At 48.1% G+C, this 18,347-nt stretch carries 10 protein-coding genes; 1 reads left to right on the plus strand and 9 read right to left on the minus strand.

What is annotated here, in order from left to right:
• Window positions 1-14: 14 nt before the first annotated feature.
• Genes IDJ77_RS05195 through IDJ77_RS05215 form a run of 5 tightly spaced genes read right to left on the minus strand, consistent with a single transcriptional unit; the run spans window position 15 to window position 8,635 of the window.
• Window positions 15-1,355 (minus strand): glycoside hydrolase family 18 protein, encoded by a 1,341-nt coding sequence (locus IDJ77_RS05195; protein ID WP_191187865.1) that lies wholly within the window; start codon window positions 1,353-1,355, stop codon window positions 15-17.
• Between the two features lie 33 nt (window positions 1,356-1,388).
• Entirely contained in the window at window positions 1,389-2,396 is a 1,008-nt protein-coding gene (locus IDJ77_RS05200) for a glycosyl hydrolase family 18 protein (protein ID WP_191187866.1), read from the minus strand.
• Window positions 2,397-2,405: 9 nt separating this feature from the next.
• Entirely contained in the window at window positions 2,406-4,010 is a 1,605-nt protein-coding gene (locus tag IDJ77_RS05205; RefSeq protein ID WP_191187867.1) for a SusD/RagB family nutrient-binding outer membrane lipoprotein, read from the minus strand.
• A gap of 31 nt (window positions 4,011-4,041) precedes the next feature.
• Window positions 4,042-7,542 (minus strand): SusC/RagA family TonB-linked outer membrane protein, encoded by a 3,501-nt coding sequence (locus tag IDJ77_RS05210; RefSeq protein ID WP_191187868.1) that lies wholly within the window; start codon window positions 7,540-7,542, stop codon window positions 4,042-4,044.
• A gap of 46 nt (window positions 7,543-7,588) precedes the next feature.
• Window positions 7,589-8,635, minus strand: coding sequence for a FecR family protein (locus IDJ77_RS05215; RefSeq protein ID WP_191187869.1), 1,047 nt, complete (start codon window positions 8,633-8,635; stop codon window positions 7,589-7,591).
• A gap of 133 nt (window positions 8,636-8,768) precedes the next feature.
• On the opposite strand from IDJ77_RS05215, the gene IDJ77_RS05220 reads away from it, so the two are divergent.
• Window positions 8,769-9,356, plus strand: coding sequence for an RNA polymerase sigma factor (locus IDJ77_RS05220; protein ID WP_191187870.1), 588 nt, complete (start codon window positions 8,769-8,771; stop codon window positions 9,354-9,356).
• 73 nt (window positions 9,357-9,429) lie between these two features.
• Here the strand turns inward: IDJ77_RS05220 and IDJ77_RS05225 are convergent, their stop codons facing one another.
• The 4 genes from IDJ77_RS05225 to IDJ77_RS05240 all read right to left on the minus strand — a co-directional run bounded on the left by IDJ77_RS05225 (window position 9,430) and on the right by IDJ77_RS05240 (window position 18,276).
• Window positions 9,430-11,364: a c-type cytochrome gene (locus IDJ77_RS05225; RefSeq protein ID WP_191187871.1), complete on the minus strand. Its 1,935-nt coding sequence runs from the start codon at window positions 11,362-11,364 to the stop codon at window positions 9,430-9,432.
• 11 nt (window positions 11,365-11,375) lie between these two features.
• On the minus strand, window positions 11,376-12,782 hold the full coding sequence (locus tag IDJ77_RS05230) for a 3-keto-disaccharide hydrolase (RefSeq protein WP_191187872.1): 1,407 nt from the start codon (window positions 12,780-12,782) through the stop codon (window positions 11,376-11,378).
• 139 nt (window positions 12,783-12,921) lie between these two features.
• Window positions 12,922-15,075 carry a GH92 family glycosyl hydrolase gene (locus IDJ77_RS05235; protein ID WP_191187873.1) on the minus strand — a complete coding sequence of 718 codons (2,154 nt, stop codon included), beginning with the start codon at window positions 15,073-15,075 and terminating at the stop codon, window positions 12,922-12,924.
• 444 nt (window positions 15,076-15,519) lie between these two features.
• Window positions 15,520-18,276: a glycoside hydrolase family 2 protein gene (locus IDJ77_RS05240; RefSeq protein ID WP_191187874.1), complete on the minus strand. Its 2,757-nt coding sequence runs from the start codon at window positions 18,274-18,276 to the stop codon at window positions 15,520-15,522.
• Window positions 18,277-18,347 lie beyond the last annotated feature (71 nt).

The following is an 18,347-nucleotide window of genomic DNA, read 5'->3' on the forward strand; positions in this document are numbered from 1 at the left end:
GGTGTTTATTGTGACTACTTCTGTCCGTTAAATAAAGCGAGCATTAAGGAGTTTGCGTCGGCGGTATCATAATCGCCGCCCCATAAATAAGCGCCTTTAAAGCCGCTGGCCTTTACGTACAGCGACTTTTTGCTGATCAAAGGAACGCCGTTGTAATAGGTTTTTACGCCAAGCTTATTGGTCACTTCGTTTGCAAAAGCACCCGGGTCGGCAGCGATAATGGCTTTGTAGGTTACGTAATCGTAAGAGCCCCAGCTGGCGTTGTTGCCGGCTGCGTTCAATTCGTTATAACGTAAACCAAATGCGGGCATACCTACCACAATTTTACTGGCAGGCAGGTGGAAGTTTGTCCAGATGTTGGCGCTGCTCACCATAAAATCGTAGCTGGACGATTGATCTACCGGTGCATCAGGCCCGATGTGGCCGTTATCTTCATAAGCGTGGATATTCACCCAGCTTGCAGCGGAAAGATCCGGGTACTCCCAGTGCTGGTAGTTTACGGTAGCCGTAACGGTGACGATAGCGTTAGCCGGCAGAGCTGCCTTCAGTTCGGTAAGGAACGGGCCTATGGCGTGGATGTTATCCGGCGCGTTGCCCGAGTTGATGTCGGTCATCAGGATATCCACTCCATCCATGCGTTTGGCGGCAACATAGGCTTTTACGGCAGCAATCACTTTAGCGCGTTTGGCAGCATCGCGAATGGCGGTACCAAAATCGTTGGTTTCGTAGATGGCCCAGCCGTCGATACCCGAGAGCCTGCCGCTGATACCCATAATAACCGGTACACCGGCAATATGCGCGCGGGCAACAAGTTCGTTAGCTTTTTGGTTCACCTCTCCCGATGATACATCCAGATCACCCTCTGGCGAAACCAGGCCTACTTTGTATGCTATGTGGGTAACGTTATTAAAATTCACGTTGGCTGCGGTAGCGTCCCCGGTTAAATAGCTCATGGCTATCTGCGTGTAAGGTTTAAAGGTGTATGTAGTTGGGTTTACTAACACTTTGGTGCTGCGCACGGTAGAATCGCCGTTGTAGGTAACTTTTAGTTTGATGGTGAACTCGCCGCCTGCCTTTGGCGCAAATACAAATTTCTTGTCTTTAGATACTTCTACGTTGTTCACCTGCCAGCTCACAACCGCTTTATCTGCCGGGGTAATTTCTACACCGGTAAACTTGGCGGTATCGCCTTCGCTGATCACCTGCGCACCCGAGAATTGCCGCAGGATATCAAATATCCTTGGCTGAAGCGGGTTAGCCGCCTCCTGCTCCTGCGCCACGTCCTTTTTACATCCGGCACTTAGGGCCACCAGCAAAACCAGCAGGAACGATAATTTTTGATAGATCTTTTTCATTTTCTTATGTTTTGAAATTTCTTAATCTTTAATTTATTTCTTCGCCGCCTTTACTTCGGCATCAATAATACTGAGCAATGAATTTGCGCCACCGGCATCCTGCAAAAGTTGCCAAACCATTACACCGCCCGCTTTTTGCAGTGCCAGCGTGGTTTTGCTTTTGATGGTTGTTTTGCCGTTGTAATACATGGTGCCACCGGCTGCCACGGTTACCTCATCCTTATCTTCGGCACCGGGGTAGGTTTTAATGATATCGGCAAAGGTCATATCCTCACGCACACCGGCACCAAAGCCATAGCCATAAAACGGCAGCCCAAGGCTCAGTTTTTCTTTGGCGATGCCGCGTGTACCTGCCCAATAATCCAGGTCCTCCACCGCCATATTATAAGGCGAATGCTGACCAGGTTTCTCTGGTTTCCATGGCCCGGTTTTATCGTACGACATGATGTTGATAAAATCGAACTGCGCCAGCGCTTTGTTGGTGTACTGCGTAGCATAAACCGTGGCAATGGCTGTAGTAAGCAGCTTACTTTTGGGCTGCAACACCTTTTTCAGATCAACCATAAAGGCCTCGTAGTTGCCATCAACAAAAGTGCCTTCCAGGTCAACATCTATACCATCCAGGTTATACTGATCGGTTAACGCGGCAATACTGCTCACCAGTTTAGCACGACTGCTGTTATCAGCTATCAGCGTGGTGTAGTATGCCGGGGCAAGCCCGCCGCCTATGGATGCCAGCACCTTTACGTTTTTTGCATGTGCCGCTGCAACCAAAGCGCTCAAACCATCCAGCGTTGTAAAATTACCCGCAGCATCGGGATTGATGAAAGCGATGTTGAGATGGGTTATCTTGCTCAGATCAAACTTTATGGCCTGCCCATCCTCCACATTATGCGCGCGCAGGTAGCCTACTACTCTAAAAGAAGTGCTCCCTGCCGGGATTTTATCATCAACCTTAACTTCGGGTTTTGCGCCGCCTTTTTTGCAGCTTATCATCGCTATCACCAGGAAAATGGCGCACCAAATATTTTTGCTCATCATTGTTGTATATTATAGTTTATCCCACCAAACGCGTCCGGTCCAGTCATCCTGCCCACCGGGTATCAAAGCAATGGCTTTGTTAATGTTGGTTAGGTTCTGTTCGGTTTCGGTAAGCGGGTATTCAAACCTGCGCGGCGTAGTGGTCGCGGTAGATTCTGTCGTGATAGCAGGTGCTAAAACCGGGAAACCCGTACGACGCCAGTTGGCATAAGCCTCGGGACCGTTCAGCAATAAGGCTACCCAAAGTTGTGTATCTATCTGCCTCAGTTCGTTGCCCGGCGCAAGCGGATTATCCGTTTTAAAGTTTTGGATCTGGGTATCGGTTAACACCGGGCCGCCTTTAAACTCGGCCAGTTGTTTCATAGCCGCCGATACGCCATTTTGAAAATGCGTTGAAGCGTTAACACCCAGGCTTAAGCCCCAGCGCTGTGTGGCTTCTGCCAACAAAAGCTCTGTTTCAGCATACGTAATGTGGAAGAATGGTGCATCATTGGTGATCATCCAGTTGGCCAACTGTACTTTTTGGCCGTTGTTTGGCACCTGCACTGCGCGGCCGCCGCCAAGGTCAACATTTATGGCACCTAAATAATCATCGTAGTTATACTTACCGGGGCCAACGCCAATGATGCCAACCTGCGCTTTTACGCCGTCGGTAACGTCCAGCCTTTCCGATGGTTTATCGGGGTTTACCCAGTAAGCACGGGCAATGTATTGCAGGCGCGGATCGTTGGTGCTCTTCATTTGATCGAGCAGCGTATTACAAACACGCGGTCGGCCTTCGTCGGGGTATTGGTTTATCGCAACCGAAACCGAGTTGCCGCGGATATCGGCATAGCTGTTTTGCACATCGGCATGGTGGGTAATGCAGTTATCGGCAGCGCTGGTAAATACACCGGCGGCATAGGCGGCCAGTACCTGTGTTTTTGCTTTCTCAGGGTCAACTTTGCTCAGGCGCATGGCTAAACGGAGGCGCAGGGAGTTAGCAAACTTTTTCCAGGCGGCAATATTGCCCTGGTAAAATATATCCGCAGATACGTTGTCCTTTGATGCGTCTAACTGGGCAGATGCTTCGGTTAACTCTTTAAAGAAATCATCATAGATATCTTTTTGCGCATCAAACGTTGGGCGGATAACTCCCGAGATGTATCCCGCACCCGCCTGTTTGTAAGGAATATCGCCATACAAATCTGTTATCCTGTCGAAAATATAAACCTTCATAATGCGGCACATGGCGTTCAGGTTTGGTTTAAGGGGCATTTTAGCAGAGCGGTCGGTCGCGTCAACAATGTTCAGCACATCATTGGGGTAGCCAAGCTCCCACAATTCCGACATGTACTGCCTGTTTTTCACGTACTCGAAACCGTATCGGGTGTAATATGCACCACCAATTTGCTGCACCAGCGGCATGGTCATGATAATGCCGGTACGCTCATTAATGGTCAACTCACCCGAATAGCGCAGCTGCGTAAGCACCAATTGGTTAACCGGGTCGAGGTTGCTCGATTTGGTGGGGTCGGTGTTCATGTCACCAAAATCATTAAACTTTTTACACGATCCCAAAATCATGGTAACCGTTAAAAGCATGATGGTTAATTTATTTATATGTCTTTTCATCTTTTTATGATTATCAATTTCAAATACCTCGTTAAAATTTCACATTTAAGTTAAAGCCCCAGCTTTTGCGGGATGGTAACGACCCATACTCCAGCCCCTGCCCGTTGCCGTTGTTGTAGTTGGAATCCGGATCGACATTGGGTACGTTTTTGTGGATAATGAAGGGGTTACGGCTCACCAATGCAACCGTCATGTTTTTGATGCCCCATTTTGATGAAATAGCCGATGGTACATGGTAGCTTAAAGTGATCTCGCGCATTTTAACGTAGCTGGCATCGTAGATGAAAGGTGTTGCCACACCGTTGCCATCGCTGTAGTAATTTGCCCAATAAACGGCCGGATCTAAAGCTTTGGTGTTTTTGGTATAAACAGGATTGCCGCTTCCATCGGTACCTGTTTGTACCACGCCTTGCGGTACGTAGCCCCTAACATTGCCTGCTGCTGTCCATTGCTCAATGCTCTGGCCAGCGGTTTGGCGGTCCTCTTCAGATTTTATCCATTCGGCCCGGCCCGGTAAAGTGGTTAAGCTGCTGCCACGGATCACGTTGAAAAGGTTGGTCATGGAGAACAGGCTCGCCCCTTGTTTGATATCAACAATAAAGCTTAAGCCCAAATTTTTGTAGTAGAACGAACTGCTGATACCGCCTGTCCAGCTCCAGGTGCCTTTGCCTAATACCTGGCGATCCGTAGTTTGCAGCGGTGCTAAAGTAACCGGATCTAATATGGCGTTACCGTCTTTATCAACTTGTGCGCCGTAGCCCAGGATAGCGCCGTATGCGGTGTTCGGCCTTGCCACTACCGATGTACCCAACCAGCGTGCATCAGATAAGGTTAAATAAGGCACACCGTCTGCCAGCGATTCTACATTGTTGATGTTGCGGGCGAAATTCACATTCAAATCCCAGTTGAAATCTTTTAATACAATTGGTTTGGTGTTCAATTGAACCTCCACCCCTTTATTGCTGATAACGCCTGCGTTGATCAGTTGTTGCGCGAAACCTGTTGACAGCGGGATATTCACCACGTTGATCTGGTCGCGCGATTTGGAGGTGTAGTAGGTTACATCCAGCCCTATCCTATCGGTAAAAAATTTCAGCTCGGTACCAAACTCGTAAGAGCGGGTGCGGGTTGGTTTTAAGCCAAGCGGCGGCAAAATTGTACTGCCGATACCACCGATAGGTGTGCCGTTAAAGTTTTGGGGACTAAGCGCATAAACCAAATTCAATTGGTATGGGTCGGTATCGCTACCTACCTCGGCCACGGAGGCTCTTAACTTACCAAATGAAAGGATAGACTTATCGATCTTAAACGCATCGGTAAAAATAAAACTACCTGTTAAGGAGGGGTAGGTGTAGGTGTTATTGCTCGATGGCAGCGTAGATACCGCATCGCGGCGAAGGGTTGCATCTACGTATAAAATGCTTTTGTAACCGGCGCTCAATAAGCCGTAAACCGAACGGGTTTCGCGGCCACGAGGCGATACATCCAGTATGGTTTTATCAGAGAAGCTATTAGAGCTTATTACATCCGTAGCCACCATATTGATATAATTGCCGGTGTAGCCCGGATTGAATGTGTGCGAGATACTTGCACCCAAACGGCCCGACAGGTTGAACGACGGTGTGAGTTGCTTCTGGGCTGTTAATAGCATATCCGCTTCGGTAGTTTGTACCTTTTGGTTGGTGGTCTCCAGCCTGCCGGTTAGGGAGCCCGGTGTAGAGCGCGGACTAAATTTGCTGTAATCGAAATAAGTAAAATCTGTTGAAGCACGGCCCTGTAAACTCAACCAGCTGGTGATGGTATAATTACCCTGCAAACCGCCTATCATACGGTTCTTTTTGGTTTGGTTCTTCATCTCGTTTATTACCCAGTATGGGTCAAGCCTGTACTGGCCGCCGCCCCATTCTACGTAGTTGCCCTCGGCGTCTTTGTAGCCGGTTTTGAAGTACGACTGATCTACGTTATTAGCCAGGCCGATAAAGTTATTACCGATGTTACCCGGATCATCAGCAAGCGAAGGGCGGTTAACTACATCCTCGTTCATGTACATCACCCTGGCCTCTAAAGTAACTTTACTGCCAAATTTGGAGGTACCGTTAAAGTTAAAGGTGTTACGGCGGATGTTGCTGCCGGGTACGATGTCGCGGTTACGCAGATCGGAGATCGAGAGGCGGAACGATGTTTTATCAGTTGAATTAGAGAACGCAACGGTATTAGTAAACGTTGACCCTGTGCGGAAGAAATCCTTAATATTATCTTTCACCAAGGCAAACGGACGGTAAACGCCATCAAAGCCTATTACGTTCAGGCTTGGATCTAAGCGCGGGCCGAAGTTGTTGAACAGCGTATTTTTTGCCTGTGCAGCATCAATTACCAGTTGCTCGGCACTACCTTGCCCGTAGATGAACTGGTTGCCGTCGAGCGTGGTCAGCTGGTTTTCTATAGATGAGGTGCTGTTAAACTCGATACCCAATTCTTTGCGGTTGCCGCCTCTTTTGGTGGTGATCAATATAACACCATTACCCGCGCGGCTGCCATAAAGCGCTGCCGCGGCAGGGCCTTTCAGTACGCTTATTTTATCTACATCATCGGGGTTGATGGCAGATATGGCATCGCCAAAATCCTGGCCACCGCTGTATTTACCACCGCCTACCTGGCCGTAGTTAGAGTTATCAATCGGCACACCATCTACCACGTACAGCGGTTGATTGTTACCGGTAATAGTGGTATTACCCCTGATGATCACCCTCGAGGAACCGGCAGGGCCACCTGCAGTGCTATTGATAATTAAACCCGGCACTTTACCTGCAAGTGAATTGATCACGTTGGTTTCGCGGGCCTTTTTAAGGTCGTTGCCATCAACTTCGCTTAACGCATAACCTAAGGCACGCTGCTCGCGTTTGATACCTAATGCTGTAACCACCACCGTTTTTAGTTCGGTGCTGCTCAGCGCTAAGTTTACAACAATGCCGTTGGTTTGCTCATTGGCGATAAGTGATGATGGCTCGAAACCCAGCATCTTAAAAGTAACCACATCGCCATTGTTTGCCTCTATGGAGAACTCGCCGGCGGTATTGGTAACTGCTATTTTATCGGTTTTGGTGTTGGTAACTGTTACGCCGGGCAGTGCCATCTTATCGGGATCTAACACCTTACCGCGTAATGTAAATACGGCGGCCCCCTTGTTGGTTTTTACCGCCTGTATCAGCACGGTTTCGCCCGAGATCTTGTACTTAACCGGGATCTGGGCAGCCAACGCTTCCATAATTTCAACCAGCTGCTTATCGGTAACCTTCAGGCTTATTTTTTGGCTGAGGTCTACATCGGCAGGGTTGTAGGAGAAGTGCACTTTGGTGGCATCTTCTATTTGCTTAAACACTTTTTCTACCGGCACCTTTTGCCAGTTAAAGGTGTAAAGTTTTTGCGGCGACGATTGGGCGTAGGCACCGGTACAAATTACCAGGAACACCGCGCCAAGCATCCTCAATAACATTTTAGAGATAAAATGCGGATCGGGTAGTTTTTTTTGCATAGTTTAAGAATTAGGATTTGTTGATTGTATCGTTTGTTTTTTGAGTTTAGAACACAATTTTCACGGTATCGCCCTTCTGCACGTAGCTGAAGTTGTTTACGAAACCGATAGCATCGAGCACCTCGGTAAGGCTTTTGTTATCAAACCGGCCGGTGAACATGATCTTGTTTGCTGCTTTACCATCGGCAATTAGGCGCACGCCATAGGTATAGTTTATTTTATCGGCTATCTGGCTAAAGCTGGCGTTGGTAAACACCATTTTAATGCCCAGCCAGTTTTTAATTTCATTTTGATCGAAACTTGATTTTTGGAAGGTATTTGCACCGCTGGTTAGTACCACCTGTTGGCCGGGCGTTAAGAACTGGGCAGCAATAGGCGATTGCGGCTGGGTGGCTTCCACCTTTACCTTACCGGTAGCCAGCATTACACTCGCGGTTTTAGCATTAGCGTAACTGCTTACTTTAAATGAGGTACCTAATGCGGTGGTGGCGGTTTTGTTGGTAAGCACTACAAAGGGCCGGGTTTTATCCTTTTTCACTTCGAAGAAGGCCTCACCTGTTAATACAACGTGGCGATCATTGCGGCCATAGTCGTTTGCCAGTTGCAGCGAGCTCGATCCGTTTAGCGTAGCCACCGTACCATCGGGCAGTACCACAATTTTGCGGCTGCTCGATTCTGTTTGGGCAACCATGTGATACGTTGAGGTATTAACCCGGCTGTACAAGACCACGCCCGATACCGGCGCGCTGAATTTGTAAACACCGTAGGCAATTACCAGGGCCAATATGGTAGCGGCGATAGCCAGTCGCGGAATCCATAACCGGCGCACTTTGGCAACAGGTACGCCTTTTAGTTTTTCGCCGGCAATGGCGGCCTTTAGTTTTTCAAGTTCTTTGTGTTTATCGGCTTTGGTAACCCGTATGGCCAAGAGCAGGCAAAGTTCGTGGGCATCGGCAATCTTCTTTTTCAACAGCGGCTGCGTAAGGATGATGTTTTCCCAATGCGCTTTATCTGCCTCGTTTAAATCGTAGCAGTAGTTAATAAAGCTTTCATCCGTTAAAAAATCCTCGACATTATAGTTATTGTAGTCCATTTAGTTGGTATTTACACACAAGTGCAAAAGATTATTCGTTTTTACCAACGCTTTTTAAATTATTTTAAAAAGATTTTATTAATTTCATCATTAATTAATAAACCGGGCCTTAACCTCCCTGTAAAACAGCTAAATGAGTAATAAGATCACACGCGAAAAAAAGAATTGGGCGCTGCTTGCAGAAGGCGGCGAACAAGGGCTTTACGCGTGCTTTGATATTTTTTACGACGACCTGTACCGTTTCGGCCTATCCATGTATAAAAACCCGGAACTGGTGAAGGAGGGCATTAACAACCTGTTTATCGAGCTTTGGCGCATCCAGCATAAACTGGCCGATGTACAGAATGTGCAGCAATACGTGCTTACCATATATAAGCGCATCCTTTATAAAACGTACCAGCTTTATACGCGCAATACGCTTACCTCTACTTTGGATGAGGATACCATTACCACCGCCGCTGCCGAACAGCCCTACGAAAACATCCTGATTGCCAGCCAGCACGATGAGATAACCAAGAAACGTTTGCAGAAAGCGCTGAACCAGTTATCGCCGCGGCAAATAGAGATCATCCGGATGCGCTATTTTGATGAGAAGAGTTTTGCCGATATAGCCTTACAAACCGGCCTTACTGAGCGCACAATATACAACACGCTCCACAATGCCATTAAGGCGCTGCGCGATATTTTTGTGCTGGTGGTTATATTTAAGATATTGAAATAAGCCACAAAACAAATTAAAACAAAAGAGGGTTAGCATTTCCGCTAACCCTCTTTTTGTTGATATCTGGATTTGTTTACCGTAACGAGTTAATATAACCCGCAATTTTGTATGCCTCGGCTTTGGTAACCTGCGGCATTGGCGGCATCTCGGTGGAGTAACCCGGCCAGTTTTGCGGCTGCGGGTTATGGATCAGCGAGAAGATCTTCTCCGGTGAATATTTACGCTTCGCGATCTCTGCGAATGGCGGGCCTATTTGCCTTTTGGTTGGGTTATGGCACGAGAGGCAGGTATTTTTGGTCAGCAAACCTTCTACCTCTTTAAAGGTTGGTGCTTTGGTGCTGGTGGCCTTAGTCGCGGCAGCTCCGCCTTTTGCCGGTGCGGTAGTTTTTTTGGTTGCTGGAGTTACGGCCGGTGTGGTGGCAGAGTTTTTAGTGCTCACTTCACTCATCGAAAGCTTATCGCCATCGGGGATCTGGTTTAAGGTGTAATAGGCTACCGGGTGTACCAGTGAATAAAATCCGGTTTGCGACCGTAAGCCATCCAGCGTTAAGGTATGGATATAGTACTGGCGAAGGCCCTGAACGATGATCCTTGCCTTTAATCCGTCGGCAGAAACTTTAACGCCCGCGATTTTCAATTTTTCGGTATTTACCGGTGGCGAACCGTAAACCGGGTGATATTTGTAGATAAAGCTTTCGGCGTTGTAGGATGCCAGGTCTTCGGCCGATTTACGGTCGACAGGCGCGGTGAATTCCACTTCAAAACCATCGGGCATTGCCCTTACGGCTTTCATCTCAAATGGTGTTTTGTTGTTATAAACCAATCTTTCCAGCCCTTCGTTAGCGTCACCTGCCGAGCCCCAACCGCGGTTTGTTTCGCCTACAAATAAGGAGCCATCGGTACCCCATTCTAAACGCAGAACGCCCGAACGGAAACCTTTACGGAACAGGAATGCTGCACCCTGCTCCTGGCCTTTTACGGTTTCGAGAAAGATGCGCGAGATGATGCTCATCCCCTGGTCGCCCGCCAGGATCTGGCCTGCAAAGGGGCCAAAGGTATTGGCGGGGATCTTAACAGCCTCTGATGAGGAGATCCCTAAAATACCATAAGGCAGCCATACCGATGGTAATTTCAGCTCGGGAAATACCTTCTTCATCTCAAACAGGGTTTTGAAGGATTCGTTCACCCGGTTCTCCGGCTTAATGTATCGGCCCTGCTCGTTTTTGATGCGGCGCTCGTCCATCTGCGAGTAAAAGAAATCAGACTGTAGTTTCACCGGTGAATTTGGCAGGCTGGTCCACCTTAAGCTGGCGGGGTGGCCCATAAAGTCGCCTTTATTCACTTTCCATAAACCGCCCGAGCCTACCCAGTCACCCTGGTTCTCGGTATAATAAAACTCGCTATCTATTGAGCTTATACCTGCCGGCGAGCGGAAACCCGCCGCGTAAGGTGTCATTTTGCCGCCTGGGGTAATATTCATTGCCCAGCCACGCATAGGCACACGGCTTTCGGCTCTCCACCATTCTTCATCGCCGAAGGCAACGTTGGCAGTTATCATAAAGGTGCCATCCTTCATTATTTTAGGTCCGAAGCTGTATTCGTGGTAGTGGCCGCTTAGTGGCCATGCGTAAACGGTTTCGTAGATCTCGGCTTTGCCGTCCTGGTCTTTATCAACCAGTTTGGTAAGCTCGCCGCGTTGTGCTACGTATAGCGCGCCATCTTTATAGGCAATACCCAATATCTCGTGCAGGCCGTAAGCAAAACGGCGCCAGTAAGGCTTTGCGCTGGTTGGGTTTTCTACAATATACACCTCGCCGCGGCGGGTGCTCAGCGCCAGGTCGCCGTTTGGCAGGGTTGTTAAACCACCTACCTCTAAAACGGGGCCTTCGGGTACACGTACTTTATTTATCTTGAAAAAATCTTCCTCTTTAGGGGTCTCCTGGGCAAAAAGCGTTGAAAAGCTTAAGCTTAGCGCCAGTGTCAGTATCGTTTTAAATGTATATTTCATTGCGGTGCGGCTTAGAATAATAGGGTGTAACTTAACTTGCTGCCAATGGCTACGATCAATTGTTTCTTGCCATCAGCATCTCTGATAACCGGCTTCGCCGATCCATCGGCAAGCTGTATGTAGTATGCTTTATCGCCTACCAAATACAGGCCGTTGCCCAGATCTTCAACAGATGAGGCGCTCGCCAGTAGGAAATACAGGCCCTCCGCCGGTTTCTCTAGGCTAATCTCGCGGCTTATACCCTGCCCGTTCGCCAGTATCTTCACATCATCGGTAACGGTGTTGCCGTAGATGTAATATTTAAAGGCGGGCCTTTCCTGGCTATCCAGTACATATCCTTTGGTGAAAAAGCCGGTGCCGGTGGTATCTGCATTCCATTTGTCCTGTGCGCTTGCCAGTTTATTAATAGCTAAAACAGGTTTTGCGGTAAAATGGGTTACACTGCCTAAAGCGAGCGAGGTACCGTTACCACGATCATGAAACATGGGGGTAGCATCAACAAAACCACCGTGCCAGCCCTGCAACAGGGTGCCGTTATCCAGGTCGTAGCTGTAGGCCGTTTTCTCCGGCCCGCCTACCGATATGGCATGCACCGAACGAACATTACCAATATCCACAAAGCTGCGCAGCATATTGTTGCTTTCCGCGTTGATGTAAATCGGGTCGTCATCATTACCCTGCCTCATTTTAGGCAATGTTGTTAAAGGTGTAACGGAGATGTTTTTAAACGCTACAGAACCGTGGTCGCCCTGCAAGCGCAAGGGGCCTGTAGCTTTTTCTGCACCGGCGGCGCCACGGGTCGCGCCAAACAGTTCTACATTCTCATGGATGGTTACGCCGTTCAGGTCGATGCTTATTATTTTCGCATTCGCGATTTTCTTGCCCGCTGCGTCAAATTTAGGAGCCTGGAAGATGATCTTGATATGCTGCCACAAGCCGGGTGCTTTGCTCGCGTTTTGGCGGGGCGCAACACCACCGTAACCTTTTTCGGCTTCGGGTTTGCTATCATCCCAGCGCTGGTATATACCACCATTGTTGTGCGATGTGGACGTTCTCAATCCCCAGGCATCGTCTATCTGGATCTCGTAATTTCCCTGCAGGTAAATACCCGAGTTTGCTCCTTTTGAGGTTAAATAATCCAGCTCTACAGCAACATCACCGTATTCGGCAGTGGTGAACAGGTCCGATCCGGCTTTTTTTTCTGTGGACTGGTTAACCAGAATACCGTCGCCTTTGGTGGTTTTCAGCGCATTTTCGGCGTTGAGGTCGGCAAAAACATTCCCGGCTACCGACCAGGAACTACCGGGGTTTTTAAAAGCAGACAGATCTTTAAGATCGATACGCTGACCAAGGGCCAGTACGGTTCCGCAAAGCCAGAGCGTGGCCGTAAGACCCGCCTTTGTGACGTTTAGATTCATGTAAGGTATTTATTTATTATTTGTTTTTCTGTACTTATACCGGCAGGGAATGTGCTATGGCATTCCAATATTCAATAGGACGAAGATATTGAACCTGTAGCACATTATGATTTACCGTGTGATCATTTTTAGCATTAAACTACTTTGAGGCGATAGAGATCTTCCCTCCCTGTTTAAACAGATCGTGCGACACAAAGTATCCGTTCAGTTTTGCCCCGTTTACTTTTACTGATGTGATGGCCCTGCCCTTTCCAGGTTTGGTGATGGTTAGCAACTTGCCATTGCTGGTGCGCCATTTTACCTCATCAAAAAGCGGCGCGGTAACGATGTACTTAGGGTCGGTTGCCGAGAAGGGATACAAACCCAAAGCGCTGAACACGTACCAGGACGACATCTCGCCGGCATCGTCCATTCCGCTCAGCTCCAGTCCTTCTTTGCCGATACCATACAGATCATTCATGATGTGATCCAGGATCTTTTGCGATTTCGCCGGCTTGTTGATGAAAATATAGGCGAACGGTGCTTCATGGTCGGGCTGGTTGCCCTGGCAATACTGGCCTATCATGGTTTCTACGTTACGTGCGATGTAACTGGGGTTCCATGGCAGGGTGAACAGCGAATCGAGCTTGGACTCGAATCCCTTTGGCCCGCCGTATAATTTAATTAAGCCCGGCATATCATGCGGCGCGAAAAAAGATACCTGCCAGGCGTTTGCTTCGCGATACATGTACTCGTAGTAAGGATATTGGGGGTTAAAGTTTTTTATCCAATCGCCGTTCTCCAGTCGCCCGCGCATAAAGCGGGTGGACGGGTCGAACATGTTTTTGTAGTTTTTAGACCGGGCCATCAGGATGCGGTAGTTGGCGGTATCGCCTAACTTTTTGGCTATCTGCGCTACCGAATAATCGTCATAAGAATATTCCAGAGTTTTAGAAACACCGGCTTTGGCCTTGGTCTCCACATTTGGGTTAGCTATATCCGGGTCGGAGATGTAACCTTTTTCGATATACTCGGCGATGTAAGGCCGCGCTCCGCCTGAGACGTTGGCATTTCTTAACAGTATTTGGTATGTGCCTTTGATATCAAAATTATCGATCCCCCGGAGGTAGGCACCTGCAATAGAGGATGCGCCGTGGTCGCCGTGAAAAAAGGTGGGGATAAAGCCTGTTTTATCGCCCACATCCTTCATCGATTTAATGACGTCGAGCGTAACCTGCGGACTGATCAAGCCCAAAAGCACATCCTTATTGCGGTAAGTATCCCAAAGCGAAGGTTCGGTATAGTAGTTAAAGCCGGTTTTCACCACGTTCTTTTTGACATCTGTAAACTCGCCGTTCACATCGCTGCGTAATGCCGGCCATAAAAAAGAGCGGTACAGGCAGGAGTAAAACATCGTCTTTTGCTTAGCTGTGCCGCCTTTTACCTGGATAAACGAAAGCAGTTTTTCCCAATTTTGGGTAGCTTCTGCGCGGATGGTTTCAAAAGATTTATTGCCTATTTCCTTTTCGAGATTCTGCTTTGCATTTTCCGCGCTAACGAAGGAGAGCCCTATTTTAAGCTCTACTGGCCCGGTGCCCTCATTGGCCAGGGTGATGAGCGCATTGCCGGTGCGTTTGCCTTCATCGGTCTTGTCTAAACTTTTTATTTTGGTGTTGATAACCGCATAGAAGTAAACATTCTCGCCTCCCTGGAAACCCTGTACGGCGTTATCGCCAACCTGCTTGATGTTCCAGGTTGTTACCCGGCTGTTGGCTTTGCCGAGATCGAAAAGTATTTGCCTGTTGGTGTTGTTTTGATAGGTATATTGGTGGTAACCACTTCTTAGTGTCGAGGTGAGTTTCACATCAACTTTATAATCATCCAGATAAACCTGGTAAAAGCCCGGTGCCGAGCTTTCCTTTTTATGCGTAAACCGCGAACCAAACTTGCCGTTCCCGCCGGATACGGGAAGGATGGGGATGTTACAAAGGTTCCAGTGCCCCTTGTTGGTATGGGTAAACCCCAGGATAACGGAATCTTCGTACTGGTAACCCGCGCCCGAACCATATTCGGTAACCGGGCTTAGCTGTACCATCGCGTTTGGCAGCGAACTGCCGGGAAACGTTAACCCCGCCCAGGAACGCCATCCCTTTGGCAATTCGTAACCGAGAATTTTTGGATCGTTAAGCGGTGCCGTGCCTATAAAGGTGTTTACATACTTTGTGTAAACCGGTTTTGGCTGGCTTTTTACGGATGCAGTTGCAACAAGACACAATGCGGCAATGCTTACAAATTTTCTGAGTGGACCTCTCATTTGATAAGTAATTAAAAATTAGATATATGTAGTGCATCTCCCTCCTTTTACAAGGCTCCCTCGGGTTTTGCACCGCCAATATCGTTATTTCTGCTCAGATTGAACTCTTATCCGTGGATATATTGTTTGATTCTGTTTATCTTTAAGTTAACCCATAAAATATTGGACCAAATTTGTAGTCTCCTGAACTTACGAGTCCGCATAGCGGACGGCAAATCTTGTAACAATGGGTTTCAACCCCTTGCTAAGCATACCAAACAAAGCAAGTTTCATAGAAACGATCCATATTTGGCGCGCTGCAATGGCTATTTATATATATCGAGCCTACGGCTCTCGGGTTTCTATCGTATTCTTACAACGGATTAAAATCCGTTGCTACAATATTGGCCGAGGCGATGCCTCTTTCTTTCAGTCTACCCGTTTTGTGGGGTAACTTAAACTTGATCAGTTGGTAAAATCGAACCACAGGGTGCCGCTAACCGGCTTTCCATCCAAATGATTTTTCTGGCTTTGCGGGCCCATCACGTCGGCGGACTGGAATTTGGTACCGATAGGGTTTATCGCTTTCATAAACCCAATACTGCCTGCCGGGAAAGTGGGTTCCACATTATTATTACTTAAAGCCGCCTGCTCCCTGGCCGGCTGATACATTTGCAGGTAAGTATTTTTATCAGCGATGTAAACCGTAAATGGAGATTCCTTATTTTCGATAACGGCCCAGTTTACTTCAGCGTGGTAGCCTTTAAACTCGGGGTAACCCCAGGTTTCGCCGGTTATGGTATTGTTATAGGCTTTGTGCCAAACGCCGAATTGCTGACCTTTCAGCCGGTTCTTCCATACCCGGTAAGGGCCGCGGCCCAGCCATTTCATACCCGTAACCTTTTCTTCGGGATAATTAAAGGTGATGCCCATAAAATCAACATCGCCCTGCTGCGTATACTGATACTGCAGCTTAACGGGCTGACCGTGTTTAAAGGTCCATTTGATTTGCAGCGGTGCAGCGCCCTCATATTCGGCTTGTACTATATATTGGGCTTTATCTGCCTTATAAGTAAATTCCTTTAAGGTAGTATTAACCCCGGCCAGTACCGGCCCGCCCGATAGGGAAACCGTACCCGTTGGCTTCACTACTTTTTGGATATACCCGGTAGTTTTATCAAAATAATAGCTGATGCCATCGCATTTTACGGTAAGTTCTTTATCGCTTTCGGAAATGCTTATGCCCGGTGTTTTTGCAATTGCCGGAGCATTTGGCGCCGCGACAGGCGCGTGGATAGCCCAGCTCCAGGTAAAGATCTCTTTTTTATCCGGATCGTAAGCGGTGAGGTAAAGGGCATCGCTTTTTTTCCATGTTGATGGCAGGTTTAAATTGAATACGCCTTTTTCGCCCGGTTTTAAGTTTAGTGCCGCGGGGACACCTGTGGCCTGTAAAATAGCTGCCGAAGTTTTACTTTTTGCCGGAGGGAATTTAACCAGTTTCCATTTAAAGGTGCATTGGCTAAAATTGGTGAACGAGTACCTGTTCTCCACCGGGATCTTCCCGTCGAAACGCTTATCAATCGGCTGCGGATCGACATAAACCGGCGACCAGATCTCTTTAACGGTATAAAAGCTGGCTTCCTTTTCGCGATGCGGGCCTACAATGCCATCCGGCGCGTGGTTTCCATCAGCGTCATACGCTCCGTTCTTATCGGTGCGAATAAGCGCCTCATCCAAGAAGGCCCATATAAACCCGCCTGCGCCGTGCGGGTGCTTCATCATCGCGCCCCAAAAATCATCAAGCGCAGCCCCTGCTCCGCCATCATACAAGGCGTGCATAAATTCCGTCGGGAAAAATACTTCCTGCCCGGCAGAGGCTGCGTTAACCATATATTTATAATCGGGGTAATGCTTTGTATCGGTACCGTTAAACTTTTCCCAGGGATGTATTACGGTACGTTTTTGAGGATCGTAAAGCGCGTAATCGTTATCCAGTCCGCGGTTCCAGCCACCTTCGTTGCCGTTATCCCAAAAGACAATCGATGGGTGGTTTACATCGCGCAGCACCAGTTCTTTCACCAACTTATGGCCTACTATGGTATCATATTTTGCCTGCCAGCCGGTGAGTTCGTCCAGTACATAAAGGCCCAGGGAGTCGCACACATCCAAAAACTCATGATCGGGCGGATAGTGCGACATGCGTACCGCGTTATTATTCATCTGCTTCATCAGCTTAGCGTCCATCAAATGGACACCTTTGCTTAGCGTGCGCCCTGTTTCGGGCCAAAAACTGTGGCGGTTAGTACCTTTTAAGATTACCCTTGCGCCATTAACATAGAAACCGTCATTAGTCCGGACTTCCACCGTGCGGAAACCAAACTTTTGCTTGATACGGTGTACAACACCCTGTTTATTTTTGATACTGACGATTACCTGGTACAGGTTGGGGAATTCGGCGCTCCACAGCTGCGGTTTATTAAAGCTGCCTTTTAATTGCAGGCTGTCTGCCGTAGTATTTGCTTTAACCGTTAAGAGCGCGCCAACATTTTGTCCGTTGAGCTTTTGCACCTGCCCAATAATGGTTTCGTCTCCTTTTAAATTCCGCGCGAAAACATTCAGCAGGAAAGAGCCATCAGCCTTGGCGTTTACCGATGTCCGTTCGATAAAGGTTGCCGGCACTATCTCCAAGTAAACGGGGCGGTAAATGCCGCCTAACACCCAAAAATCGCTATCCCTTCTCTCGGCATCGTTCACAGATGAATTTGCGGAAGTTTTATCAACCGTAACTTCCAGCAGGTTTTTGCCTACGGGTTTTAGCAGGTCGGTTATATCGTACTTAAAGCGGTAAAAAGCGCCCTGGTGTATGGGGCCGGCCTGCTTGCCGTTAATCGTTACTTTGGTATCGGTCATCGAGCCCTCAAAAACAATGAAAACCTTTTTGCCTTGCATGCCCGACGAAGCAAATTCGTATTTGTAGAGGCCCTTTTCGTTGGCTTTTACCTTATCGTGCCCATAATTATAGGTACCAAAACCCTGCTGCTCCCAGTTGGAGGGAACGGGTATCTTTGTCCAGCTGCCGCTTTTACGGCCCCCGGTACAATAAAAATCCCATTGCACGGTGTGGTCCTTATCCGTACCGGATAAATATTTAATAACCGTTTCCTGCGAAAACGCGTTAACGCCCGTCAGCAGCAATAATAATTGCAATACTATTTTTTTCATAATATTTATTAGGTGTAATGGTTGGCAAGCCTAAACTAAACAAGATTAATTACTCCCTTGCAATTAAGAAA

Origin of the sequence: Mucilaginibacter pankratovii (assembly GCF_014773265.1) — a bacterium.
Taxonomy (GTDB): domain Bacteria; phylum Bacteroidota; class Bacteroidia; order Sphingobacteriales; family Sphingobacteriaceae; genus Mucilaginibacter; species Mucilaginibacter pankratovii.

Bases quoted from the DNA above. Each gene is read 5' to 3' on its own strand.
- IDJ77_RS05195 (WP_191187865.1), bottom strand. From the start codon at position 1,355: ATGAAAAAGATCTATCAAAAATTATCGTTCCTGCTGGTTTTGCTGGTG.
- IDJ77_RS05200 (WP_191187866.1), bottom strand. From the start codon at position 2,396: ATGATGAGCAAAAATATTTGGTGCGCCATTTTCCTGGTGATAGCGATG.
- IDJ77_RS05205 (WP_191187867.1), bottom strand. From the start codon at position 4,010: ATGAAAAGACATATAAATAAATTAACCATCATGCTTTTAACGGTTACC.
- IDJ77_RS05210 (WP_191187868.1), bottom strand. From the start codon at position 7,542: ATGCAAAAAAAACTACCCGATCCGCATTTTATCTCTAAAATGTTATTG.
- IDJ77_RS05215 (WP_191187869.1), bottom strand. From the start codon at position 8,635: ATGGACTACAATAACTATAATGTCGAGGATTTTTTAACGGATGAAAGC.
- IDJ77_RS05220 (WP_191187870.1), top strand. From the start codon at position 8,769: ATGAGTAATAAGATCACACGCGAAAAAAAGAATTGGGCGCTGCTTGCA.
- IDJ77_RS05225 (WP_191187871.1), bottom strand. From the start codon at position 11,364: ATGAAATATACATTTAAAACGATACTGACACTGGCGCTAAGCTTAAGC.
- IDJ77_RS05230 (WP_191187872.1), bottom strand. From the start codon at position 12,782: ATGAATCTAAACGTCACAAAGGCGGGTCTTACGGCCACGCTCTGGCTT.
- IDJ77_RS05235 (WP_191187873.1), bottom strand. From the start codon at position 15,075: ATGAGAGGTCCACTCAGAAAATTTGTAAGCATTGCCGCATTGTGTCTT.
- IDJ77_RS05240 (WP_191187874.1), bottom strand. From the start codon at position 18,276: ATGAAAAAAATAGTATTGCAATTATTATTGCTGCTGACGGGCGTTAAC.